The organism is Pseudomonas sp. IT-P12 (assembly GCF_949767465.1).
In the GTDB taxonomy this organism is placed as follows: Bacteria; Pseudomonadota; Gammaproteobacteria; order Pseudomonadales; family Pseudomonadaceae; genus Aquipseudomonas.
Genome location: NZ_CATKPY010000023.1, coordinates 104,740 through 126,588, shown reverse-complemented (window position 1 = coordinate 126,588; position 21,849 = coordinate 104,740). Strand labels below are relative to the sequence as shown.

The 21,849-nt window shown below is 62.0% G+C and carries 22 protein-coding genes; 12 read left to right on the top strand and 10 right to left on the bottom strand.

Annotated elements, in window-relative coordinates; genetic code table 11:
• The first annotated feature begins 28 nt into the window (after nucleotides 1–28).
• Nucleotides 29–484, top strand: a complete 456-nt coding sequence (locus ACM6IM_RS18835; RefSeq protein ID WP_414865983.1) for a YiiD C-terminal domain-containing protein — start codon at nucleotides 29–31, stop codon at nucleotides 482–484.
• Between the two features lie 131 nt (nucleotides 485–615).
• Here the strand turns inward: ACM6IM_RS18835 and cysQ are convergent, their stop codons facing one another.
• A complete protein-coding gene (gene cysQ / locus ACM6IM_RS18830) occupies nucleotides 616–1,443 on the bottom strand; it encodes a 3'(2'),5'-bisphosphate nucleotidase CysQ (RefSeq protein WP_414865982.1) in 828 nt (275 codons plus the stop codon).
• Nucleotides 1,440–2,006, bottom strand: coding sequence for an ADP compounds hydrolase NudE (nudE, locus tag ACM6IM_RS18825; protein ID WP_192307483.1), 567 nt, complete (start codon nucleotides 2,004–2,006; stop codon nucleotides 1,440–1,442). Before nudE ends, cysQ begins: the two co-directional genes overlap by 4 nt.
• Nucleotides 2,007–2,096: 90 nt before the next feature.
• On the opposite strand from nudE, the gene yrfG reads away from it, so the two are divergent.
• Nucleotides 2,097–2,759: a GMP/IMP nucleotidase gene (gene yrfG, locus ACM6IM_RS18820; RefSeq protein ID WP_201196331.1), complete on the top strand. Its 663-nt coding sequence runs from the start codon at nucleotides 2,097–2,099 to the stop codon at nucleotides 2,757–2,759.
• A gap of 108 nt (nucleotides 2,760–2,867) precedes the next feature.
• Here the strand turns inward: yrfG and lysM are convergent, their stop codons facing one another.
• Nucleotides 2,868–3,317 (bottom strand): peptidoglycan-binding protein LysM, encoded by a 450-nt coding sequence (gene lysM / locus ACM6IM_RS18815; protein WP_414865981.1) that lies wholly within the window; start codon nucleotides 3,315–3,317, stop codon nucleotides 2,868–2,870.
• A 137-nt stretch (nucleotides 3,318–3,454) separates the two neighbouring features.
• Between lysM and ACM6IM_RS18810 the strand changes: the two genes are divergently transcribed.
• The 4 genes from ACM6IM_RS18810 (at nucleotide 3,455) to ACM6IM_RS18795 (ending at nucleotide 8,438) form a co-directional block, all read left to right on the top strand.
• The gene (locus ACM6IM_RS18810; protein ID WP_414865980.1) at nucleotides 3,455–4,342 is read left to right on the top strand and encodes a LysR family transcriptional regulator; all 888 of its coding nucleotides are present in this window, start codon (nucleotides 3,455–3,457) and stop codon (nucleotides 4,340–4,342) included.
• A gap of 94 nt (nucleotides 4,343–4,436) precedes the next feature.
• Complete coding sequence (gene fdhD / locus ACM6IM_RS18805; RefSeq protein WP_192307479.1) at nucleotides 4,437–5,276, top strand: formate dehydrogenase accessory sulfurtransferase FdhD; 840 nt, start codon at nucleotides 4,437–4,439, stop codon at nucleotides 5,274–5,276.
• Nucleotides 5,273–7,621 (top strand): FdhF/YdeP family oxidoreductase, encoded by a 2,349-nt coding sequence (locus ACM6IM_RS18800; RefSeq protein ID WP_201196345.1) that lies wholly within the window; start codon nucleotides 5,273–5,275, stop codon nucleotides 7,619–7,621. Before fdhD ends, ACM6IM_RS18800 begins: the two co-directional genes overlap by 4 nt.
• Nucleotides 7,622–7,952: 331 nt before the next feature.
• On the top strand, nucleotides 7,953–8,438 hold the full coding sequence (locus tag ACM6IM_RS18795; protein ID WP_192307477.1) for a glycine zipper domain-containing protein: 486 nt from the start codon (nucleotides 7,953–7,955) through the stop codon (nucleotides 8,436–8,438).
• Nucleotides 8,439–8,508: 70 nt separating this feature from the next.
• Here the strand turns inward: ACM6IM_RS18795 and ACM6IM_RS18790 are convergent, their stop codons facing one another.
• The 3 genes from ACM6IM_RS18790 to ACM6IM_RS18780 all read right to left on the bottom strand — a co-directional run bounded on the left by ACM6IM_RS18790 (nucleotide 8,509) and on the right by ACM6IM_RS18780 (nucleotide 12,305).
• A complete protein-coding gene (locus ACM6IM_RS18790; protein WP_192307476.1) occupies nucleotides 8,509–8,928 on the bottom strand; it encodes an acyl-CoA thioesterase in 420 nt (139 codons plus the stop codon).
• An 83-nt stretch (nucleotides 8,929–9,011) separates the two neighbouring features.
• Nucleotides 9,012–10,238, bottom strand: coding sequence for a 3-hydroxyacyl-CoA dehydrogenase NAD-binding domain-containing protein (locus ACM6IM_RS18785; RefSeq protein ID WP_414865979.1), 1,227 nt, complete (start codon nucleotides 10,236–10,238; stop codon nucleotides 9,012–9,014).
• A gap of 132 nt (nucleotides 10,239–10,370) precedes the next feature.
• The gene (locus ACM6IM_RS18780; protein ID WP_414865978.1) at nucleotides 10,371–12,305 is read right to left on the bottom strand and encodes an ATP-dependent DNA helicase RecQ; all 1,935 of its coding nucleotides are present in this window, start codon (nucleotides 12,303–12,305) and stop codon (nucleotides 10,371–10,373) included.
• A 253-nt stretch (nucleotides 12,306–12,558) separates the two neighbouring features.
• Here ACM6IM_RS18780 and ACM6IM_RS18775 point away from each other — a divergent pair, with 253 nt between their 5' ends.
• Nucleotides 12,559–13,623, top strand: coding sequence for a S8 family peptidase (locus tag ACM6IM_RS18775; RefSeq protein WP_414865977.1), 1,065 nt, complete (start codon nucleotides 12,559–12,561; stop codon nucleotides 13,621–13,623).
• Nucleotides 13,624–13,649: 26 nt separating this feature from the next.
• Here ACM6IM_RS18775 and ACM6IM_RS18770 read toward each other — a convergent pair whose 3' ends face one another.
• Nucleotides 13,650–14,153, bottom strand: coding sequence for a polysaccharide deacetylase (locus ACM6IM_RS18770; RefSeq protein ID WP_414865976.1), 504 nt, complete (start codon nucleotides 14,151–14,153; stop codon nucleotides 13,650–13,652).
• 426 nt (nucleotides 14,154–14,579) lie between these two features.
• Here ACM6IM_RS18770 and ACM6IM_RS18765 point away from each other — a divergent pair, with 426 nt between their 5' ends.
• Entirely contained in the window at nucleotides 14,580–15,434 is an 855-nt protein-coding gene (locus tag ACM6IM_RS18765; RefSeq protein WP_414866184.1) for an EamA family transporter, read from the top strand.
• Between the two features lie 49 nt (nucleotides 15,435–15,483).
• Here the strand turns inward: ACM6IM_RS18765 and ACM6IM_RS18760 are convergent, their stop codons facing one another.
• Together ACM6IM_RS18760 and hslO are read right to left on the bottom strand one after the other, a co-directional pair.
• Nucleotides 15,484–17,025 carry a phosphoenolpyruvate carboxykinase gene (locus ACM6IM_RS18760; RefSeq protein WP_192307471.1) on the bottom strand — a complete coding sequence of 514 codons (1,542 nt, stop codon included), beginning with the start codon at nucleotides 17,023–17,025 and terminating at the stop codon, nucleotides 15,484–15,486.
• A 179-nt stretch (nucleotides 17,026–17,204) separates the two neighbouring features.
• On the bottom strand, nucleotides 17,205–18,107 hold the full coding sequence (gene hslO, locus ACM6IM_RS18755) for an Hsp33 family molecular chaperone HslO (RefSeq protein WP_192307470.1): 903 nt from the start codon (nucleotides 18,105–18,107) through the stop codon (nucleotides 17,205–17,207).
• Nucleotides 18,108–18,210: 103 nt separating this feature from the next.
• Between hslO and ACM6IM_RS18750 the strand changes: the two genes are divergently transcribed.
• Nucleotides 18,211–19,011: a phosphatase PAP2 family protein gene (locus ACM6IM_RS18750; RefSeq protein ID WP_414865975.1), complete on the top strand. Its 801-nt coding sequence runs from the start codon at nucleotides 18,211–18,213 to the stop codon at nucleotides 19,009–19,011.
• A 130-nt stretch (nucleotides 19,012–19,141) separates the two neighbouring features.
• On the opposite strand, the gene ACM6IM_RS18745 is transcribed toward ACM6IM_RS18750, so the two are convergent.
• Nucleotides 19,142–19,549: an RNA-binding S4 domain-containing protein gene (locus ACM6IM_RS18745; RefSeq protein WP_192307468.1), complete on the bottom strand. Its 408-nt coding sequence runs from the start codon at nucleotides 19,547–19,549 to the stop codon at nucleotides 19,142–19,144.
• A 116-nt stretch (nucleotides 19,550–19,665) separates the two neighbouring features.
• On the opposite strand from ACM6IM_RS18745, the gene ACM6IM_RS18740 reads away from it, so the two are divergent.
• The 3 genes from ACM6IM_RS18740 to rimK are packed head-to-tail and all read left to right on the top strand — an operon-like array spanning nucleotide 19,666 to nucleotide 21,843.
• On the top strand, nucleotides 19,666–20,445 hold the full coding sequence (locus ACM6IM_RS18740; protein WP_414865974.1) for an EAL domain-containing protein: 780 nt from the start codon (nucleotides 19,666–19,668) through the stop codon (nucleotides 20,443–20,445).
• Between the two features lie 34 nt (nucleotides 20,446–20,479).
• The gene (locus tag ACM6IM_RS18735; RefSeq protein ID WP_201196521.1) at nucleotides 20,480–20,941 is read left to right on the top strand and encodes an ATP-dependent zinc protease; all 462 of its coding nucleotides are present in this window, start codon (nucleotides 20,480–20,482) and stop codon (nucleotides 20,939–20,941) included.
• Nucleotides 20,938–21,843 carry a 30S ribosomal protein S6--L-glutamate ligase gene (gene rimK / locus ACM6IM_RS18730; RefSeq protein WP_065257794.1) on the top strand — a complete coding sequence of 302 codons (906 nt, stop codon included), beginning with the start codon at nucleotides 20,938–20,940 and terminating at the stop codon, nucleotides 21,841–21,843. The genes ACM6IM_RS18735 and rimK overlap by 4 nt, the downstream gene beginning before the upstream one ends.
• Nucleotides 21,844–21,849: the final 6 nt, after the last annotated feature.

Sequence of the window (21,849 nt, the reverse complement as noted above, 5' to 3'; positions counted from 1 at the left end):
ACCCTTCACCTCCAACACGAGGCCCCGCATGAACCGCGACAGTCGCCACCTGGAATCAGTCCTGCACCACGACATCCCTCTGACGCAGGCCATGGGCGTCAAGGTGCTCGACTGGCACGACCAGCAACTGCGCCTGCACTTGCCGCTGGAGGCCAACGTCAATCACAAGAGCACCATGTTCGGTGGCAGCCTGTATTGCGGCGCGGTGCTGGCCGGGTGGGGCTGGCTGCATTTGCGCCTGCGCGAGGAAGGGATTGAGGACGGGCACATCGTGATTCACGAAGGGCAGATCAGCTATCCGCTGCCGGTCACCCGTGACGCGATCGCGATTTGCCAGGCGCCGAGCGCGGCAGTGTGGAAGAAGTTTCTGGCGATGTACCAGCGTTATGGCCGGGCCCGGTTGACCCTGCACTCGCGGATCGTCAATGCCGACAGCGAGGAAGACGCCGTGACCTTCAGCGGGCAGTACGTCCTGCACCGCTAGACCTGCCAATCCAAAAACCTGTGGGAGCGAGCCTGCTCGCGATGCGGTGTGTCAAACGCAAACTCTGTTGACTGACACTCCGCCATCGCGAGCAGGCTCGCTCCCACAGGGGACCATGCATGACCCGGCCGTCAGGCGCGGGCCAATTCCAGGAGCTTTTCGCGCCACGCCGCCTTCGCCGGCAACGCCAGGAAAAACCCGTTCAGCAATGATTCCCGAGCCGGGTAGCTGAACGGCGCACCGCTCAACTCCAGCACTTCGCCGCCCGCGCCTTCGAGCACGCCCTGGGCGGCTGCCGTGTCCCACTGCGAGGTCGGCGCCAGGCGCGGGTAACAATCCGCTGCACCTTCGGCCAGCAGGCAGAACTTCAACGAACTGCCGACATTGGCCAACTCCAGTGGCCCCAGACTGGCGCTCAGCCCGGCCAGCAGACGCTCCTGTTCGGGGCTCGAATGGCGACGACTGGCAACCACGGTAAACGCCTGCCCCGCGGCCGGCGCCTGGCGAACCTGGATCGCCAGCAGCTCCGCACCCTGGTCGCCCCGCCACGCCCCCAGCCCAGCCCCGCCGACGTAGAAGCGCCCGCTGGTCGGCATCGACACCACGCCAAACACCACTTGGCCCCGCTCGATCAGGGCAATGTTCACGGTGAACTCTTCGCTGCCGTTGATGAACTCCTTGGTGCCATCCAGCGGATCGACCAGCCACCAGCGTTGCCAACTGGCACGTACGCTTTGCGGGATATCGGCGTCTTCCTCGGACAACACCGGAATGTCCGGGGCCAGCGCGGTCAGCCCGGCCAGAATCAGGTGATGGGCAGCCAGGTCGGCGGCCGTCACCGGGGATTCGTCAGCCTTGGTCGTCACTGCGGTGCCGGTGCGCCAGAACGGCAGGATCGCCTCGCCCGCCTGCAAGGCCAGTTCCACAACGGGAGTCATCAACGGATGCGGGAATGTCATGGCAGGAACTCCCCGCGCTGAGTCAGCAGGTCGCGGGCCAGGTACAACGCCGCCAAGGCACGCCCCTCGGTGAATTTCGGGTTCTGCGCCAGCCCCGACAGCTCGCGCAGATTGATCTTGTCCACGCCCATCGGTTCCGGCTCGTCGCCCTCCAGCCGTTCTTCGTACAGGTCCATGGCCAACACCACCTGGATCTTCTGGCTCATGTAGCCTGGAGACAACGACAACTCGGTCAGGTGCATCAACTGGCGCGCGCCATACCCGGCTTCTTCCTTGAGCTCACGCTCTGCCGCCGCCAACACGTCCTCACCTGGCTCGATCAAGCCTTTGGGCAGCGACAGCTCGTACTCATCGGTGCCGCCGCAATACTCCTCGACCAGCACCGCGTGTTCGGCGTCGAGCATCGCCACGATCATCACCGCGCCATAACCCGCGCCCCTGCCGACCAACCGCTCATAGGTGCGCTCCGCACCATTGGAAAAACGCAGTTTCAGTTCTTCAACGCAGAACAGGCGGCTGGTGGCGACGATCTCGCGGGCGAGGACAGTGGGTTTCTGGCGCATGAAAAGCTCCTTGGCGTGAACGGGTTACTATACCCGGCCTATCCTGATTGTTGATCCCGGATATCTTTTTTACCGTTGGAGACGTTTTTTATGTCACTGCTGCCGTGGCGCGACATCGATACCGTTCTGCTGGACATGGACGGCACGTTGTTGGACCTGCATTTCGACAATCATTTCTGGCTCGAACACCTGCCGCAGCGTTACGCCGAGTTGCACGGAGTGAGCCGGGCCATGGCGGACATGGAGTTGCAGCCGCTGTTCGAACGCAACGCCGGGCAGTTGCGCTGGTATTGCCTGGACTTCTGGAGCGCCGAGCTGAAACTGCCGGTGCGCGAACTGAAACGGGAAACCGCCCACCTGATTGCCCTGCGCCCGGATGCGGACACGTTCCTGGCCGCGATCAGGCAGGCGGGCAAACGGGTGGTGCTGATCACCAACGCGCACCGCGATTCGCTGTCGTTGAAGCTGGAGAGAATTGAACTGGCGCCGTATTTCGAACGGTTGATCAGCTCGCACGACTACGGGTTCGCCAAGGAAAGCCGGCAATTCTGGGATGCCTTGCAAGCGGACATCGGCTTCGATCCGGCGCGCAGCCTGTTCATCGACGACACCTTGCCGATCCTGCGCAGTGCACGGGACTTCGGCGTGGCGCACCTGCTGGCCGTGCGCGAGCCGGACAGCCGCAAGGGGCCGAAGGACACGGCGGAGTTCGCAGCGCTGGAGGATTATCGGGCTTTGATTGCTGGGCTTTAAGGCCGAGTCGCGCCCATCGCGAGCAGGCTCGCTCCCACAGGTTTCGCAGCGTTCACAATACCTGTGGGAGCGGGCTTGCCCGCGAAGGCCATCACTCGGTTTGGAGCCTTACTCGGGAATGCGCAGCGACTGCCCTGGGTAAATCTTGTTCGGGTCCTTGAGCATCGGCTTGTTGGCCTCGAAGATCTTCTGATACTTGTTGGCATCCCCGTACACCCGCAGTGAAATCGCGCTGAGGGTATCGCCCTTCTGCACCACGACGAACTGCGAGGCGACGACGACCGGGCCGGTCACCGTGATCTGGTCGTCAACGCCGCTGATGCCGGCCACGTTCCCCAGGGCCAGGAGGATTTTTTCCTTCTCTTCCTGGCTGGCGGCTTCACCGGTGGCGATGATTTTTTCACCCTCGACCTTCACCTGGATCTTCGACGTATCGATCCCGGTCAGGGCGTCCTTCACATGCTGGGTCAGTGCCTCGCTGTTGGCCTGGGCCTTGTCTGGCGTCAGGGCATCGAGGATTTTTTCACCGGCTTCCTTCAGAAAACTGAACAGGCTCATTGTGTGCGCTCCCTGGTAATTAAGTGTCCAGACGCGAAAGCCTAGTCCACCTTTGCCAGAAACGGATCCAAGCCGACCAATGACGCCACTTGCCGCCAACCGCTAGAATCGCCCACTCCCCGTGCCCTGGAGCGAAAATGGACATCAAGCAGCTGAAATTCCTCATCGCCCTCGACGAAACCCGGCACTTCGGCCAGGCCGCCGCACGGTGTCACATCACCCAGCCGACCCTGTCCATGCGCCTGCGCAGCCTGGAGGAAGAACTGGAACTGCCGCTGGTCAACCGGGGACAGCGCTTCGAGGGTTTTACCGCACCGGGCGAGCGGGTGCTGGCCTGGGCCCGTACCGTGCTGGCTGCCTGCGACGGGTTGCAGGCCGAGGCCGCGGCGTGCCGCGGCAACCTGATCGGTACGTTGCGCCTGGGCGTGGTGCCGCTCTCGAGTTTCGATCCGCTGCCGATGATGCAACGCCTGCACAGCGAACACCCCAACCTGCGCTTCGAACTGTCGGCATTGAGCTCCGAGCAGATCCTCGAACAACTGGCGAACAATCGCCTGGACCTCGGCGTGTCCTACCTCGAACGCCTGGACGCCGAACGCTTCGATTCCCTGAGCTTCAGCGAAACCCACATGGGCCTGCTCTACGACCAGCGTTATTTCACCTTCGGCGAGGCGCCACTGAGCTGGGAGTCGCTGATCGAACTGCCCCTGGGCATGCTCACCAGCGGCATGCACTTCCGCCAGTCCATCGACCACAACTTCCACAGCCGTGGCCTTATCCCACAACCGCTGTTGCAGACCGATGCCGTGCATCAGTTGCTTCAGGCCGTGCACGGCGGATTGTGCTGCGCCGTCATGCCGCTTGAGGGCGGCCTGGAAAACCTGACCGACCATTTGCGCCTGCAACCGATCGAAAACGCGCAGACCCTTGGCCGGCTGGGGCTGATCATGCGTCGCAGCGCCCCGCGCTCGGCCTTGGCCGAAGCCTGTTTTGCGCTGTATCAGAAATCGCCAGCCGACTCTTGATCGATGTCATCTATCGGTAGATCAGTAATAGCAATTAGACGCGACAGATTGTCGCGCTTAGGCTTAACACCGACCAAACCGTCGGTGATGCCTCATGAACGCCAAGCGCACTGCCTGCGCGGCGCCCGCTCTCGAAACGCCCGCGCCCGCCGCCAGCCAGACGTACACCTACAGCGACCTTCAACTCACTGAATCCGCCAGCACCGCGCTGGCCGAAGAGGTCGCGTTGGCGATTGCCTACAACGGCATCAGCCAGGCGGTGATGCTGGTGACCCCGACCGACCTCGAAGACTTCATCGTCGGCTTCAGCCTCGGCAGCGGCATCATCGAAGACCCCTCGGACATCTACGACCTGCAACTCAGCGGCTCGGGTTCGGCGCAATACGCGCAAGTGACCATTGCCAACCGCGCCTTCTGGAACCTCAAGCAACAGCGCCGGCAACTGGCCGGCACCAGCGGCTGCGGCCTGTGTGGCGTGGAAGCGGTCGAGCAGGCTCTGCCGGACCTCAAGGTCATGCCCGGCGCCCCGCTGCCCCCGGCGCAATGGCTCGACGGCCTGCGCCAGCGCATCGGTGCCTTCCAGCCCCTGGGCCAGTACAGCGGCGCCGTGCATGCGGCGGTGTTCATGGACGCCAACGGCGAGCTGCGCCTGGGTCGTGAGGACATTGGCCGGCACAACGCCCTCGACAAGCTGATTGGCGGGCTGGTACGCCAGAAGATCCCGACCGCCGGCGGCCTGGCCATTGTCACCAGCCGTTGCAGCCTCGAATTGATCCAGAAAGTCCTGCGCGCCGGCATCCAGACCCTGGTCAGCCTGTCATCGCCCACCGGCCTTGCCGTGCAATGGGCCCGCCGCCACAACCTCAATCTCATCCATTTGCCACAGAAGAACGCACCACGGGTCTACAGCCCGGCGTTGGAGAATCAAGCGTGAGTCAACATCGTCAAGCCGACCAGACCCCCGTTCCCCGTTACAAACCCTACAAAGGCCCGGCCGGTGGCTGGGGCGCGCTGATCAGCGTCGCCCAGGCCTGGTTGACCAGCGACAACGCGCTGAAAAACCTGCGCATGATGCTCAAGACCAACAAGAACGGCGGCTTCGACTGCCCGGGTTGCGCCTGGGGCGATTCGCTGGAAGGCGGCATGGTGATGTTCTGCGAGAACGGCGCCAAGGCGGTGAACTGGGAAGCGACCAAGCGACGTGTCGACAGCAAGTTCTTCGCCAAGCACAGCGTGACCTCATTGCTGGAACAGAGCGACTACTGGCTCGAATACCAGGGCCGCATCACCGAACCGATGAGCTACAACGCCGAAACCGACCGCTACCAGCCCATCAGCTGGGACGATGCGTTCGCCCTGATCGCCAGGCACCTGCGCGGCCTGTCGAGCCCGGACCAGGCTGAGTTCTACACCTCGGGTCGGGCCAGCAACGAAGCGGCGTTCCTCTATCAATTGTTCGTCCGCGCCTACGGCACCAACAACTTCCCCGACTGCTCGAACATGTGCCACGAGGCCAGCGGTGTCGCGCTGTCGCAGAGCGTTGGCGTCGGCAAAGGCACCGTGACCTACGATGACTTCGAACACGCCGATGCGATTTTCGTCTGGGGCCAGAACCCTGGCACCAACCACCCACGGATGCTCGAACCGCTGCGTGAAGCGGTGAAACGCGGGGCGCAAGTGGTGTGCATCAACCCGCTCAAGGAGCGTGGCCTGGAACGCTTCCAGAACCCGCAGCGCCCGATCGAAATGCTCACCAACGGCGACAAGCCGACCAACACCGCGTACTTCCGTCCGGCACTGGGCGGCGACATGGCGGTGATGCGCGGCATGGCCAAGTTCCTGCTGCAATGGGAACGCGATGCGCAGAAGGCCGGTGCCCCGGCGGTGTTCGACCACGACTTCCTCAACGAGCACAGCGTCAATGTGCTGGACTACCTGGCCGTCATCGACGACACCTCGTGGGAGCAGATCGTCGAACAGTCCGGCCTGACCCTGGTCGAGATCGAACAAGCCGCGCGCATGTACCTCAAGGGCAAGAAGGTCATCATGTGCTGGGCGATGGGCATCACTCAGCACCGTCACTCGGTGCCGACCATCCAGGAAATCGCCAACCTGATGCTGCTGCGCGGCAACATCGGCAAGCCGGGCGCCGGCCTGTGCCCGGTGCGTGGCCACAGTAACGTGCAGGGCGACCGCACGATGGGCATCAACGAGCGTCCACCGGCGGCGTTCCTCGATGCCCTGGAACGTCGCTTCCAGTTCAAGGTGCCCCGCGAAAACGGTCACAACGTGGTCGAGGCGATCCACGCCATGGCCGAAGGCCGTGCCAAGGTCTTCATCGGCCTGGGAGGCAACTTCGCCCAGGCCACGCCGGACAGCCCGCGCACCTTCAAGGCGCTGACCAACTGCGACCTGACCGTGCAGATCAGCACCAAGCTCAACCGCAGCCATCTGGCCCACGGCAAGGACGCGCTGATCCTGCCGTGCCTGGGCCGGACCGATATCGATATCCAGACCGAAGGCCCGCAAGCGGTGACCGTGGAAGACTCGTTCAGCATGGTCCATGCCTCCAATGGCCAGTTGGAGCCGCTGTCGAACCAGATGCGTTCGGAACCGGCGATTCTGGCCGGCATCGCCGCCGCCACGCTGGGCAGCCATCCGGTGGACTGGAACTGGCTGGTGGCCGACTACAGCCGCATCCGTGACCTGATTGCCGAGACCATCCCGAACTTCAAGGACTTCAACGAGAAGATCAAGAACAAGGGCGGTTTCTACCTCGGCAACACGGCCGGCGCGCGCAAGTGGAACACCGCTTCCGGACGAGCCAACTTCCGCGCCAACGTACTGCCCAAGGACCTGGTCCACGAGCGCACTCGTGCCACCGGCGTGTTGCCGGACCTGATCATGCAGTCGATGCGCTCGCACGATCAGTACAACACCACGATCTATGGTCTCGACGACCGTTATCGCGGCGTGAAAGGTCAGCGTGACGTGTTGTTCGCCAACGAGGCGGACATCATTCGCCTGGGCTTCAAGCCGGGCCAGAAGGCCGACATCGTCTCGCTCTGGGACGATGGCCGCGAACGCCGGGTGAAGGGCTTCACGCTGCTGGCCTTTGACATCCCGGCCGGGCAGGCCGCGGCGTACTATCCGGAAGTGAACCCGCTGGTGCCGCTGGAAAGCGTCGGGGACGGCAGCCATACGCCGACGTCGAAGTTCGTCGCGATCCGTCTGGAAGCGGCGAGTGATAATGGGTTGATCATGGCCAGGTCGGCGTAACAGGCCCGACTTTTCGCTGACCCCATCGCGAGCAGGCTCGCTCCCACAAGTTCGTCATGTACTGACCTGTGGGAGCGAGCCTGCTCGCGATTTGCGTTGGCAGGGCCAACGATTTTCCGGGCCCGGCACTTTTCCATCGCCCACAAAAAAGGCCTTTTTTCACAAAAACGGCCCCTCCGAAGTAGCTAAAGACCGGCGAAAAAACATTAAGTTCCGTCTAAAAAACAGTAACTTATGGAAATGTGCTGAAGTCGTGTTACTCGTCGGATTTCGATTGTCACGCCCCTGACAGGGCCTCAGGATCGCGGCGTCATCCCCTTGAGGTTCCTCCATGAAGTTTTCCTCGATTCTCTTGTTGTCCCTTGGCCTGGTCAGTGGCATTGCCTCTGCCGGCGGCACCACCGAAGCAGGTGTGGGCGGCGCATTGGGCGGGGTTCTAGGCTCGGTCGTCGGTCAGTCGTTGGGCGGCAATACAGGTTCAACCATTGGCGCAGCCCTCGGCGGCGCGGGTGGTAGCGCAGTCGGCGCAGACAAACGCAGCCGTGGCGAAGCCGCCATTGGCGGTGCGTTGGGCGCTGCTGGCGGTAACGTGGTCGGTCGCAGCCTGGGCGGCAGCACCGGCAGCCTGATCGGCTCTGCCGCAGGCGGTGGCGCCGGCGGCGCACTGGGTAACTACATGGGCAACAAGAGCGACGAAGACGATGATCGTCGCTCGTACCGCCGTGGCCATGATGATCGTCGCTACTACCGTGACGGCCATCCGGGGCGCGGCCATGCCTACGGCCACCGCAAGCACAAGCATCGCTACCGCGACTGAGGCTTGAGTCGCCTCGTTTATCGGTAGAGCAGGCAATCGCAGCCCCAGGGGCTGCGATTTTTTTTGCCGGTCAAACCACCAGCCGCTCCAGGGCACCGCGCAAACCGGCAGGAATCGCCACGGGCTGATTCGATGCCCGATCCACAAATACATGCACGAACCGCCCCGCCGCGCAGGCTTCGTCTTCTCCCGCCTTGAACACCGCCAGCTCGTATTGCACCGAACTGTTGCCCAGCTTGGCCACGCGCAGGCCGATGTCGATCCGGTCGGGGAACGCGATGGAAGCGAAGTAATCACAGGCCGAACTCACCACGAAACCCACGACTTCACCGTCGTGAATATCCAGGCCGCCGACTTCGATCAGGTAGGTGTTCACGGCGGTGTCGAAGAAGCTGTAGTAAGTGACGTTGTTCACGTGGCCGTAGGCGTCGTTATCGTGCCAGCGGGTGGTGATGGGCTGGAAGTGCGGGTAATCGGTGCGTAAGGGCATCGGCAGGGGTTCCTGGACGGGTTCGTCAGTCTGAGTCGCAAACCGCATTGTAATCATCGCGAGCAGGCTCGCTCTCACAGGGATCAATGGTCGGCAAAACCCTTGCCCGCCGCCGCCAGCTCGCCAATCAACCGCGCCGGCTGCCAGTGATCGCCCTGGCGGGTTTCCAGGGCCAACAGGCGTCGATGAATGTCCGCCAGCCCCTGCTGGTCCGCCCAGGCCATAGGCCCCCCTTTGGCGGCCGGGAAACCATACCCGTTGAGGTACACCAGGTCGATGTCATGTGCCGATGCCGCGACGCCCTCCTGAAGGATCTTCGCCCCTTCGTTGACCAGGGCCAGCAGGCAGCGCTCGAGGATCTCCTCAGCGCCGATCTCGCGACGCTGGAAGCCCAATCCTTCACTGACGCGCAGCACCAGCGCATCCACCGTCACATCGTGCTCGGCCTGACGGCTGCCCGCTTCGTAGTGGTAGTAGCCGTTGCCGGTCTTCTGGCCGAAACGCCCCATTTCACAGAGGCGATTATCCACCTGGACCTCTGGCGCATCCTGACCGACACCCGCCAGTTCCCGGGCGCGCCATTGCAGGTCGATGCCGACCACATCGAACATGCGAAACGGGCCCATGGCAAAACCGAAGCCCTGCAACACCGCGTCGACCTGATACGGTAGCGCCCCCTCAAGCAACATTTTGCGCGTTTCAAGCACGTAGGTATTGAGCATGCGGTTGCCGATGAACCCATCACAATTGCCGGCCACCACGCTGACCTTGCCCATGCGCTTGCCCAAATCCAGCGCAGCGTCCAGCACTGCCGGTGCGGTCTGTGCCCCACGGACGATTTCCAGCAGCTTCATGATGTGCGCCGGACTGAAGAAGTGCAGGCCCAGCACCTGTTGCGGACGGCGCGTGGCAGCGGCAATCGCGTCGATGTCCAGCGCCGAGGTATTGCTCGCCAGAATGGCCTCGGGCTTGAGCAGGCCGTCCAGCTCGCGGAAGATTTTCTGCTTGAGTTCGAGGTTCTCGTAAACCGCCTCGATCACCAGGTCGACATTGCGGATCGCCAGATAATCGGCAGCCGTCTCGATCCGTGCCATGCGCGCATCCGCCTCGGCCTGATCGATCCGCCCTTGGCGCACGTTATGCGCCCCGGTCTCGGCCACGGCGGCCAGTGCCTGCTCGAGCATCTGCGGATTGTTATCGACCCACTGCACCGGTATTCCGGCGTTGGCCAGGCACATGACGATGCCACGGCCCATGGTGCCCGCTCCGATGACGGCGGCGCGCTGAAGGTTGAACGGCGTCTGGCTCATTTTTTGTTCTCGTTTTAGTGACGGGCAGAAAGTCGTAGCAGCCTCACCTTAGAGAGCCAGGGCGCATTTTTGAAATTTATTCCTGTGATGGCGGGCATTCAGCGGATGGATGCGCGCTCTGCCACGGGCGTTTCAGCCCGCAAGATGCCCTTGGGCCCAGTCGCGTACGTCGCCATACGGATACGCTTCCAGTGCCGCGAACCCCGGAATGGTCCGCGCCTTGAGCCGGGTGAACAGCGGCACGCTGATCCCGCACAGGAACCGCGTCACCCGCTCGGCAGAGGGCACACTGCCCGTGTGCTGCTGGTGCCTGTGGATAAAATCGCCGCACAACGCCTCGAAAGACTTATCCACAAGCGCTGGCAACGCCGGCGGCTCAGGGAGGTGCGCCACCTGCCCGTTGCACACCGAACAATGCCCGCATCGCTGCGGGGCGTTTTCGTCGCCAAAGTACTCGGCCAGCCGATACCCCAGGCAGCGTTCGGTGGCGAACAACGCCAGCATCGCGTGAATCCGCGAAATTTCGGTGCGCTCGTGCCGGGTGAAGCCCGCGTGCAGTTCGGTACTCAGTGCCTCGCTGTCGACCTTGGCTTGCAACAGGCTGTAGACCTCGGTCATCTGCTTGCTCTCGAGCTCGACCCAGCCTTTCTCCTGGAAATAATCCAATGCCTTGACCACCCGGCTGCGCTCGGCGGAGAACTGCGCATACAGCGCGTCGAAGTTCACCGTGGCCCAGGTCCGTGCGCGAGGAGAAGCCTGGATGATGGCGGCCACGAAGTCCCTGCGCTCACCTTCGAACCGGGCCAGCAGCGCTTCGGGTTCCAGCAGATACTTGAAACGGTACTCGGCGTAATAGGCATAGCGCGGCGCAATGATGCCTCGTAGCTCCAACTGTACGAGCAGGGTCTTGAGCGGTAGTTGGCGAATGTTGCTTTGATCGGCCAACGGCCCCAGCAGAAACTCCCACTGCCCGTGCGGCGCGGCGTCCTGCAATTCGTCGAGCACACAGCGAATGCCGTCCAGTTCCGGCGTATCGCCGTACACGAAGTTTTCCAGCACGTTGAGGCTGTCGCGATTGGCCAGCACCAGGCAGTCCGACGGGTGTCCGTCACGGCCGGCGCGGCCGATTTCCTGACTGTAGTTTTCGATGGATTTGGGCAGGTCGAAATGCACGACGTTGCGGATGTCGCTTTTGTCGATGCCCATGCCAAACGCGATGGTCGCGACAATGCAATTGGATTGCCCGGCCATGAAGCGCTTCTGAATCGCCTCGCGCTGTTCATGGGGCAAACCGGCGTGATAAGCCTCGGCCTGGATGCCGTTGCGCTCAAGATGCTGCGCAACCTGCTCGGCGGTTTTCTGTTGGGTGACGTAGACAATGCTCGGTTGGCCAGGACGTTCGCGCATCCAGTCGACCAGGCGTCGGCGCTTGTCCTCACCCCTCACCGGCTCCACCAGCAAGTTGAGGTTGGGGCGATAAAAACCGGTGGTCACCACGTCAGCCGGTGCGATGGCGAATTTGGCCTGCATGTCCGTGATCACCTGGGGCGTGGCCGTGGCGGTGAGCAGCAGCACCTGAGGAATATTGAACTGACGCTGGTAATCGGGAAGCTTGAGGTAGTCAGGGCGGAAATTATGGCCCCACTCCGAGATGCAGTGGGCCTCGTCCACCACCAGCAGCGAGATCGGCACCTGCTGCAGGAAATGGCGGAAGCGCTCGTTTTTCAAGCGTTCCACGGAGATCATCAGGATCTTCAGTTCGCCTGACCTGGCGCGGGCCATCACGGCACTGGCGTCGTCGCGGCTCTGGGCCGAATCGATGCTGCCCGCCGCAATGCCATGGCGCTGCAGGAACGCCAACTGGTCCTGCATCAACGCCAGCAGCGGTGAAACCACCAGCGTCAGGTGCGGCAGCAGCACCGCAGGCAACTGATAGCACAGTGACTTGCCCGACCCGGTGGGGAAAATCGCCGCCGCCGAGCGTCCGTCGAGCACCGCGCTGATCGCCGCTTCCTGGCCCTGACGAAACTGTGGATACCCGAAAACCTGTTCCAGGGTGTTGCGCATAGGCTGTCACTCCTTTGACCGCTGCGAAGCCCAAAGCCTAGCCGGCGAACGCAGGAGGTCGAGAAAAGGCCGGGTTAAAAAATGCTACGCGATGATACCGCATCCGCTTTGCTCCCCCTTCGCCACAGGTTGATACACACAGGGCACTTGGCCTTCATGACGGGACTGCCCGCTCCAACGGTAAGGTTCAGCTTCCCGAAAACCTTGGCCGCGCACACTGTGCAGCGCAGCAGCAAACCCTGAAGGAACGATCATGCGCCAACGTACCCTGCTTTCATTCACCACCGTGCTCACGGTCCCGTTTTTATTGAGCGGGTGCCTGACGAACCCGGCCAAACCCAACCTCGATACAGCACCCTTCGAGACGATCGAATACAAGGGCCAACAGGGCCTGGCCGTGGTCAAGGCCTCAAGTCTTTATGCGCGTGGCGGGACCGGCCAGGGCAAGACCGTCGGGCTGATCGACTCAGGCCTGAACCAGACGCTGTCGGAATTTCAGGGCAGGGTCGCCGATCCCGGACATGACTTCGTCGATAACCGTCCGGGCACCACCGACCGGGTCGGCCACGGCACCCAGATGGCCGGCATCCTCGCCGCCAACAAGGACGACCAGGGCATGCACGGCGTCGCGTTCAACGCCCAGGTGATCCCCTACCGTTTCGGCGACAACAACGAGCCCTTGTTCTTCGACAGTGAAATTGCAAAGTCCTGGCAGTACGCCTTCAACCATGGCGCCTTCATCCTCAACAACTCCTGGGCCAATGCCATTCCGGCGACCGAAATCAGTGAGGCGCGCTACAACCAGGTCATGCCGGAGTCGCTGAAGGTCGCCCGGCAACTGGTAGAGGACGGCGCGGTGTTTGTGTTCCCGACGGGTAACGAATTGAAAAGAGAACCCCTGGCCGAACCCGGCCTGCCCCACGCCCTTCCAGAACTGGAAAAGGGCTGGATCGCGGTGGTCGCGCTGAAGGCGGATGGCACGGCCGTCAACGCCAAATCCAACTATTGCGGCGTGGCGGCGGCGTGGTGCATTGCGGTTCCTGGCGGCGATGCCGGAGCCGAGAACGGGCTGTTGACCACCGGCAAGGACGGAAAATACGTACAGACTGCAGGCACCTCACCGGCGGCGGCCATGGTCAGCGGCGCACTGGCGGCCCTGCACAGCCGCTATCCGGAGCTGACCGCGCAGCAAGTGCGCGAACGCCTGCTGGCCACGGCGAACCGCAGCGGGATCTACGCCAACAGTGAAGCCTACGGTCGGGGCTTGATGGACCTTGAAGCGGCTTCGCGCCAGGCACCGCAACCGGCGATCAACTGAACCGGCACGCGACGGGTGGTCTGGCCCTAGGGCTGCAGCACCGCCACCCGCAACTGCTCATTCAGCGCGTGCTCATGGACCACCTGGCTCTTGCTCGCCCAGACGGCGTGGGCCTGGCTGATGTCGCCGGTGAACGCCGCGGCCAATTGGCGCAAATCCGCGATGTTTCGTGCACGCGGGCAAAACCTGTCGCCGTCACAGTTCTGGCTGGCGTGGCGGTAGGTCGTCAGCAATCGGTCCCACAACCCGTCGCGCACCTGGCGCACGGACTTGAGCTTCAGCGTCTGTACACCCAGGCGCTGTTTCAGCCCCTGTTCGTCCAGCACTTCACTGGCCAGCAGTGCCTTGCCAAACATCAGCACTTCGGCGCGGGACGCAGTGTCCCTGTCAGCCTGAGTGGCGAGCGCATCCGGCCACCCCGTACGATCCGCGTTGGCGATCAACATCGAGGAGGTCGCATCGGATGCGCCCGTCACACGATAAACACCCACCCACAACAACAAAACCGAGGCCATTCGTAGCCACTTCATCCCTGATTCCCTTTAAGTGCGACCGGACATTTGCGAAATGTCCTACATAATCTGGCGCGCACCATACAGAGGTTTGCGGCGCTGCGCCTGACAAACTCGCGGGAATTTCCACCCGTAGGGGTTTGACTGTTGAAGCGCGTCGTCGCACCTAGGGCCATTCCCCAAAAAACCGTAAAACCCCCTACGTTCTCTGTCCTCGACGCCGCCCGTTCACGCTCGACTTCATGGACTTCGAAAACCATCGCTATTTCCAGCCCGACGGCTAGGATGTGTCTCTGAAACGCAAAGCCAAGGGGCGTGGCGAGCAAGTGTCATTGACCCTGGGCATGCTCTGGCGGGCGATCAGGACTCTACGTTGGGACGCCTCGGCTTGAAGGCCTGGAGCGCTCCGGCGCATCACGATAAGGACATCGCTTGGACGTACTGATGGGGTTGTTGGCCGCCGTGCTGTGGGGCGGTACGGATTTTCTGGTGGGCTTGAATGCCCGCGCCGTGGGGGTCAAACGTGCGGTGTTCTTCGGCCAGGCACTGGGCTTTTGCATCATGAGCCTGCTGCTGGTCGCGTTTCCGGCGTTCATTGTCAAATCGATGTCGGCCTCACTGCAGGTCTGGTTGTTCGGCGTGTTCGCCGCCGCGCTGACAGTGTCCGGAGCGTTGGCACTGTCCAAGGCATTTGCCCTGGGCAAGGCGTCTATCGTCGCACCGCTGGTCACGTCCTATGGCGTGGTGACAACGTTGCTGTCCTGGGCCAGTGGTGAGCAGATCAGCCTGCTGCAATTGCTGTGCATCGCCCTGTGCGTCGTCGGGGTGGTTCTGTCCAGCCTTCATTCCGATCCGAAGATACCCCACAGCATTCATGCCAGCCGTTCGATTGCCTACGCGCTGTTGGCCGCGTGTTTCTACGGCACCAGTTTCTGGCTGCAAGGCCAGTTCGTATTGCCGGCGCTGGGGCCGGTGATGATGCTCTGGCTGGCGTACCTGATCGGCTTGTTCGTGCTGGTGCTGATCGTGCTGCGGCTTGAAGACGGGCTGAAGGTTCCCGCGTTGAAAAACTGCCTGACGCTGACCGGCGCCAGCCTGATGAACCTCGGCGGGTTCTCGGCGTTCGCCTGGGGCGCGGTGGCGGGCTCGGTGTCGGTGGTGACCGTGATCAGCACGCTGTCGGGCGGGATCGCGGCGATCCTGGGGTACGTGTTCTTCAAGGAAAGGCTGGGGAAGATACCGATGTTGGGCGTCGTGCTGGTGCTCGTGGGCGCCTTCGTCCTGCACCTGAAAACCTGACGCCCACAAAAAAGCCGCCCCGAAGGGCGGCTTTTCATTCCAACCGATCTTACAACTTTGGACCGGCAGCCTTGATTGCGTCGCTCACGTCGAACTTCTTGAAGTTCTCGATGAACAGGCCGGCCAGTGCCTTGGCGGCTTCGTCATAGGCAGCCTTGTCGGCCCAGGTGTTGCGTGGGTTCAACAGGCCGGTTTCAACACCCGGTACGGCCAGTGGCACGTCGAGGTTGATGGTGTCCAGATGTTCGGTTGCAGCACCGACCAATGCGCCGCTCTGGATGGCAGCGATGACACCGCGAGTGGTCGGGATGTTGAAGCGTTTGCCAACGCCGTAGCCACCACCGGTCCAGCCGGTGTTGACCAGGTAGACCTTGGAGCCGAAGCCACGGATGCGCTTGATCAGCAGTTCTGCGTATTCGCCAGCCGGACGCGGGAAGAACGGTGCGCCGAAGCAGGTGGAGAAGGTCGACTTGATGCCGCCGCCGGAGCCCATTTCGGTCGACCCCACCAAAGCGGTGTAGCCGGACAGGAAGTGGTAGGCCGCCTGTTCTTCGCTGAGGATCGACACAGGTGGCAGTACACCGGTCAGGTCGCAGGTCAGGAAGATCACCGCGTTTGGCTCGCCACCGAGATTCTTCTCGGAACGCTTGGCAACGTGCTCCAGCGGGTAGGCCGCACGGCTGTTCTGGGTCAGGCTGACATCGGCGTAGTCGGCGTGCTTGGCGTCATCGATCACGACGTTTTCCAGCACGGCGCCATGCTTGATGGCTTTCCAGATCACCGGCTCGTTTTTCTCGGAAAGGTCGATGCACTTGGCGTAGCAGCCACCTTCGATGTTGAAGACAACGCCTTCGCCCCAACCGTGCTCGTCGTCACCGATCAGGTAACGGCTTTCGTCGGCGGACAGGGTGGTCTTGCCGGTGCCGGACAGGCCGAAGAACAGAGTCACGTCGCCCGCTTCGCCGATGTTGGCAGCGCAGTGCATCGGCAGCACATCGGCGGCCGGCAGCAGGAAGTTCTGCACCGAGAACATGGCTTTTTTCATCTCACCGGCGTAACGCATGCCGGCGATCAGCACTTTTTTCTGTGCGAAGTTGAGGATCACGCAGCCGTCGGAGTTGGTGCCGTCACGCTCTGGCACGCACTCGAAGTTGGCCACGTTGAGCACCTGCCACTCTTCACGACCCGCCGGGTTGTACTGCGCCGGGTTGATGAACAGGCAACGACCGAACAGGTTCTGCCAGGCAGTCTGGGTGGTCATCTTCACGGCGAGGTAGTGATCTTCCGCTGCGCCTACATGGACGTGGGAAACGAAATGCTCTTGCGCGTTGTTGAATGCCTCGACGCGAGCCCACAGGGCATCGAACTTGTCGGCCGGGAACTTGCGGTTGATCGGGCCCCAGGCTATGGCGTCCTGGGTGGTCGGCTCTTCAACGATGAAACGGTCGACTGGCGAGCGGCCGGTACGGTGACCGGTGCGAACCACCAGCGCGCCGGTATCGGCAAGCTCGCCTTCACCACGATTCAGGGCTTCTTTAACCAGATCATCGACACTCAGATCGGTGTACACGGCGTTATTGGCTTGCGTCATGAGGTTCCCCGTCGGCCAGTGGCCGAGTGCTCCAAACGTGTTGTAGTAGAAAGTCGTGCACTACTACCGCGAAAAAAGTGGGCCGGATTATGCCAGAAAAGCCCAAAAATAGTAGGGCCCTCCCGTCGTAACGGCGTTATTCCGGCACAAACCAGTGAATTTACCTGCGCTGAACCGTTTTAGTGACGGGTATCTGACGGTGTCTCGACACCCGCACCGGCGAATAATTGAGCGATATCGGCGGCATCGAACAGGTAACGCTGGTTGCAGAACTGACAATCGACCTCGATGTTGCCACCGTGTTCGACCACCAGGCTCTGGGCATCTTCCTGACCCAAACTGACCAGCGCATTGGCCGAACGTTCGCGCGAGCAGCTGCAACGGAAGCGCAGGCGTTGCGCATCGAACAGACGAACCTGCTCTTCGTGGTACAGGCGATGGAGCACGGTTTCGTTGTCCAGGCTGAGCAATTCATCGGCGGTCAGGGTGCTGGCCAGCGCCGTGATGTGCTGCCAGCTGGCCGCGCGTTCTTCTTCGTCTTTGAGACGGTCGGCGGGCAGTTGTTGCAGCAACAGACCACGGGCGCGACGGCCATCGGCGTACAGCCAGAAACGCGTGCCGACCTGCTGGGACATGACGAAGTAGTTGGTGAAACATTCGGACAGGGTCGCGCCATCGAGATCGACGATGCCCTGGTAGCGCTGACCCTGGCGAGGATCGATGGTCAGGGCCAGGACGCCGTTGGGCATCAGGTCGGCGAGGGTCGCATCCGGGGCGATTCGGTCCGCCTCGTAGCGGGCCAGACCACGGATTTCACGCTCGCTGGAGCATTCGATCATCAACAGCGGAATCGGGCCATCGGAACGGGCCTGGAGAATCAGCAGGCCGTCGAATTTCAAGGCGCCGACCAGGAGCGACGCTGCCGCCATCAATTCACCGAGCAGTTGCGCGACCGGATCCGGATAGGGGTGCTTGGCGAGGACTTCGGCGTAACTGCGCTCCAACGAAACCAGCTCGCCGCGGGTGTCGCTGTCATCGAAGATGAAGCGTTGGGTGTAGTCGGTATCCGGAAGATCGGTCATAGGTCTGGGTATCTGAATTGATGACAAAATGATTACAAAGCATGAAGATTGCGCCCCCGCGACACCCTGTCGGTGCGCGATGTTCCGCCATGGGAGGCATTTTATGAACAATCCGGGTTTGTTCCAAGCAAGGTGGAACTTCCGCCGGTTGGCGTTCTGCAATCTTGTGCCAGTGGCACTGCTGGCCTTCTGGTTATGGCCTACGGGCCAGATGTTGTGTGTGCTTTTCGACGAGTGGCTGTTTCACCTGCTCAACTCGCCGCTGGCCACTCACCCGATATGGCTCCACGTGTGGGCAATTGCAAGTCTGCGACCCTTCGACGCAGTGGTCGGGGTGATTCTGCTGAGCTTGTTGATCAAGGGCGACTGGGTGTTCAAGGGCAGTGAAGTGCGCCGGGCGTTTTTCGGGTTCTTCTCCGTTCTGCTGCTGTTGCTGTTCATCCGCATGCTGTTTTCCAAACTGACCGGCTACATGGGATGGCAGCACAACAGCCCGTCGATGATGATCGACAGCGCGGTGCGCCTGAGCGACTACTTCCCGGGGCTCGAGGCACGCTGGGAATTGAAGGACCGCTCAACCCAGAGCTTTCCTGGCGATCATGCCTCGGTGCTGCTGATCTGGGCGCTGTTCATGACCGTGTTCAGCCGCACGACCTGGCAGACCGTGGTGATCTGGTGCCTGGCATTGCTGTTCATGATGCCGCGGCTGGTGGCCGGTGCGCATTGGGGCCAGGACGATTACATCGGCGGTGTGTTGATGGCGGTGTGGGCGCTGGGCTGGGGTTACTACACGCCGTTTGCCTATCACGTGTCGCGTTTTTTCCTGAAAGTCACGGCGCCGGTGTTCGGGGGGCTGGAGAAACTGCCTTTGGTGTCGCGGATGAGCGTGGTGCGTAGCGCCTGATCCGTCCTGCGCCACACTCGTTCACGGGTAAGCTCGCTCCCACGCTGGATGCACCGCTCGTGTGGGAGCGAGCCTGCTCTGGGCGGCATTCCGACGATTGCGGCAGCCCGGACATCGCAGCAGCACCGGCTCACTCGTCGTTGCTGCTCCCGCGAAACTTGAACAAGTCCCGCCGCTGTTTCTTGCTCGGCTTGCCATCGGTGCTGACCCCCAGGGCCCCCGCCTTGCGCATGGCCGCTGCGGCTTCGCGTTTGGCGATGCTGGCTTCGGTCTCGGCGTACAGCGTCTGCGCTTCCGGCGCGCCACGGCGCACGATCGACAGCGCCTGAACCACGATCGTCCGTTCATCGAACCCGGTACGAATCTGCAACTCGTCGCCAACCCGCGGCTCCTTGCCCGGCTTGCAACGCTCACCCCGGCAATGCACTTTGCCGCTTTCTATCGCGGCCTTGGCCAACGCACGGGTTTTGTAAAAACGCGCGGCCCACAGCCATTTATCGAGACGAACCTTGTCGTCCTCTTCGTTTTTTTGTGCCACTTGAATTCCTCTTTCCGAGAATAGTCGGAACTGTACTACCGTTTCTGTCGGGCGCAAGAACTCGGCTCCCCGGATAGACTGTCGACGTGGCCGCTACTGCGGCATGGAGGAATCGAGTGACCCAATTTCCATCTTCATTGACCTCGCCGAAAGGCGCTTGCCAGGGCTGCCAGCAAAGCGAGCCGCTGGGTTTCGATTTTGCCTTTGCCTATCAGCCGATCGTCGACCTGAGGGACCAATCGATTTTTGCCCATGAAGCCCTGGTGCGCGGTACTGCCGGGGAAGGCGCAATGACCGTGCTGGAGCAGATCACCGACGCCAATCGCTACCGTTTCGATCAGTTGTGCCGGATTCGTGCGATTGCAGGTGCAGCCCGCTTGAACATGCAGACACACTTGTCGATCAACTTCATGCCCAACGCCGTGTACCGCCCGGAACTGTGTATTCGCAGCACATTGGAGGCCGCGCAAAAACACAACTTCCCCATCGAGCGGCTGATTTTCGAAACCCTTGAAAGCCAGCAAGTAGATAACTATCGCCATTTGACTAATATTCTGCGTGAATACCGCGAATTCGGCTTCAAGACCGCGATCGACGATTTCGGCGCCGGTCACTCGGGGCTCAATCTGTTGGCGGATTTCCAACCGGACCTGATCAAACTCGACATGGCGCTGATCCGCGATGTCGACCGCGATCGTGTCCGTCAGGCCATCGTTCGGGGAATTGTCACAATCTGTGCGGAGTTGGACGTTACAGTCATCGCAGAAGGCATTGAAAGCGCCGGTGAACGTGACTTCCTGGCGGACTGCGGGATTTTTCTGATGCAGGGTTACTGGTTCGCCAAGCCTGCATTCAAAGCAATGGCTCAGGTATCGCCTGAAGCCTGGGCACGTTAAACAGCGGCTTTTCCTATTGAAGACATTTGACCATTTGACCGTCGTCGGTCTGCGCGAGTGGGTGGCGCTCCCGGATCTGGGAGTCGCGGGCCTGCGGGCAAAAATCGACACCGGCGCCAGCACCTCCAGCCTGCATGCCACCGATATCGAGCCGTTCGAGCGCGACGGCGAAAGCTGGGTGCGCTTCACCGCGCACCTGGGCACGGTGGTGCAACTGCGTCACCGGCGTTGCGAGGCGCCCCTGGTGACGATGAAAACCATCAAGAGCTCCAACGGCCATGCGCAGAAGCGCTACGTGGTCAGCACCACCCTGGCCCTGGGCGACCGGGTCTGGCAGGTCGAGTTCACCCTCGCTTGCCGCAAGTCCATGCGCTACCGCCTGCTCCTGGGCTCCAAGGCCCTGATCGACGGCCAACTGGTGGTCAGTCCGGGCGTCAAATATGTACAAGACAAGCCGGTGTTCCCGGTATCTACCTCCTCCACAGGTGTTGCATGAAGATCGCTGTGCTGTCGCGGAACCCGCGTCTGTATTCCACTCGTCGTCTGGTCGAAGCCGGCACCGAGCGTGGCCATGAAATGGTGGTGATCGACACCCTGCGCGCCTACATGAACATTGCCAGCCACAAGCCGCAAATCCACTACCGGGGCAAGCCGCTGGAAGGCTTCGACGCCGTGATCCCGCGGATCGGCGCTTCGGTCACGTTTTATGGCTGCGCCGTGTTGCGTCAGTTCGAAATGATGGGGGTGTTCCCACTCAACGAGTCGGTGGCCATCGCCCGCTCGCGGGACAAACTGCGTTCGCTGCAATTGCTGTCGCGCCGTGGCATCGGCCTGCCGGTGACCGGGTTTGCGCACTCCCCCGATGACATTCCCGACCTGATCGACATGGTCAACGGCGCGCCGCTGGTGATCAAGGTGCTCGAAGGCACCCAGGGCATCGGCGTGGTGCTGTGCGAAACCGCCACGGCGGCGGAATCGGTGATCGAGGCGTTCATGGGCCTCAAGCAGAACATCATGGTGCAGGAGTACATCAAGGAAGCCGGCGGTGCGGACATACGCTGCTTCGTGGTCGGCGACAAGGTGATCGCGGCGATGAAGCGCCAGGCCAAACCCGGTGAATTTCGCTCCAACCTGCATCGCGGCGGCAGCGCCAGCCTGATCAAGATCACACCGGAAGAACGCATGACCGCGTTGCGCGCGGCGAAGGTCATGGGGCTGACGGTGGCGGGGGTGGATATCCTGCGATCCAATCACGGGCCGCTGGTGATGGAAGTGAACTCGTCACCCGGCCTGGAAGGGATCGAGACCACCACCGGGAAGAACGTGGCGGGAATCATCATCGAGCACCTTGAGAAGAATGGCGGGCCGAACATGACCCGGACCAAGGGCAAGGGTTGATCCTGA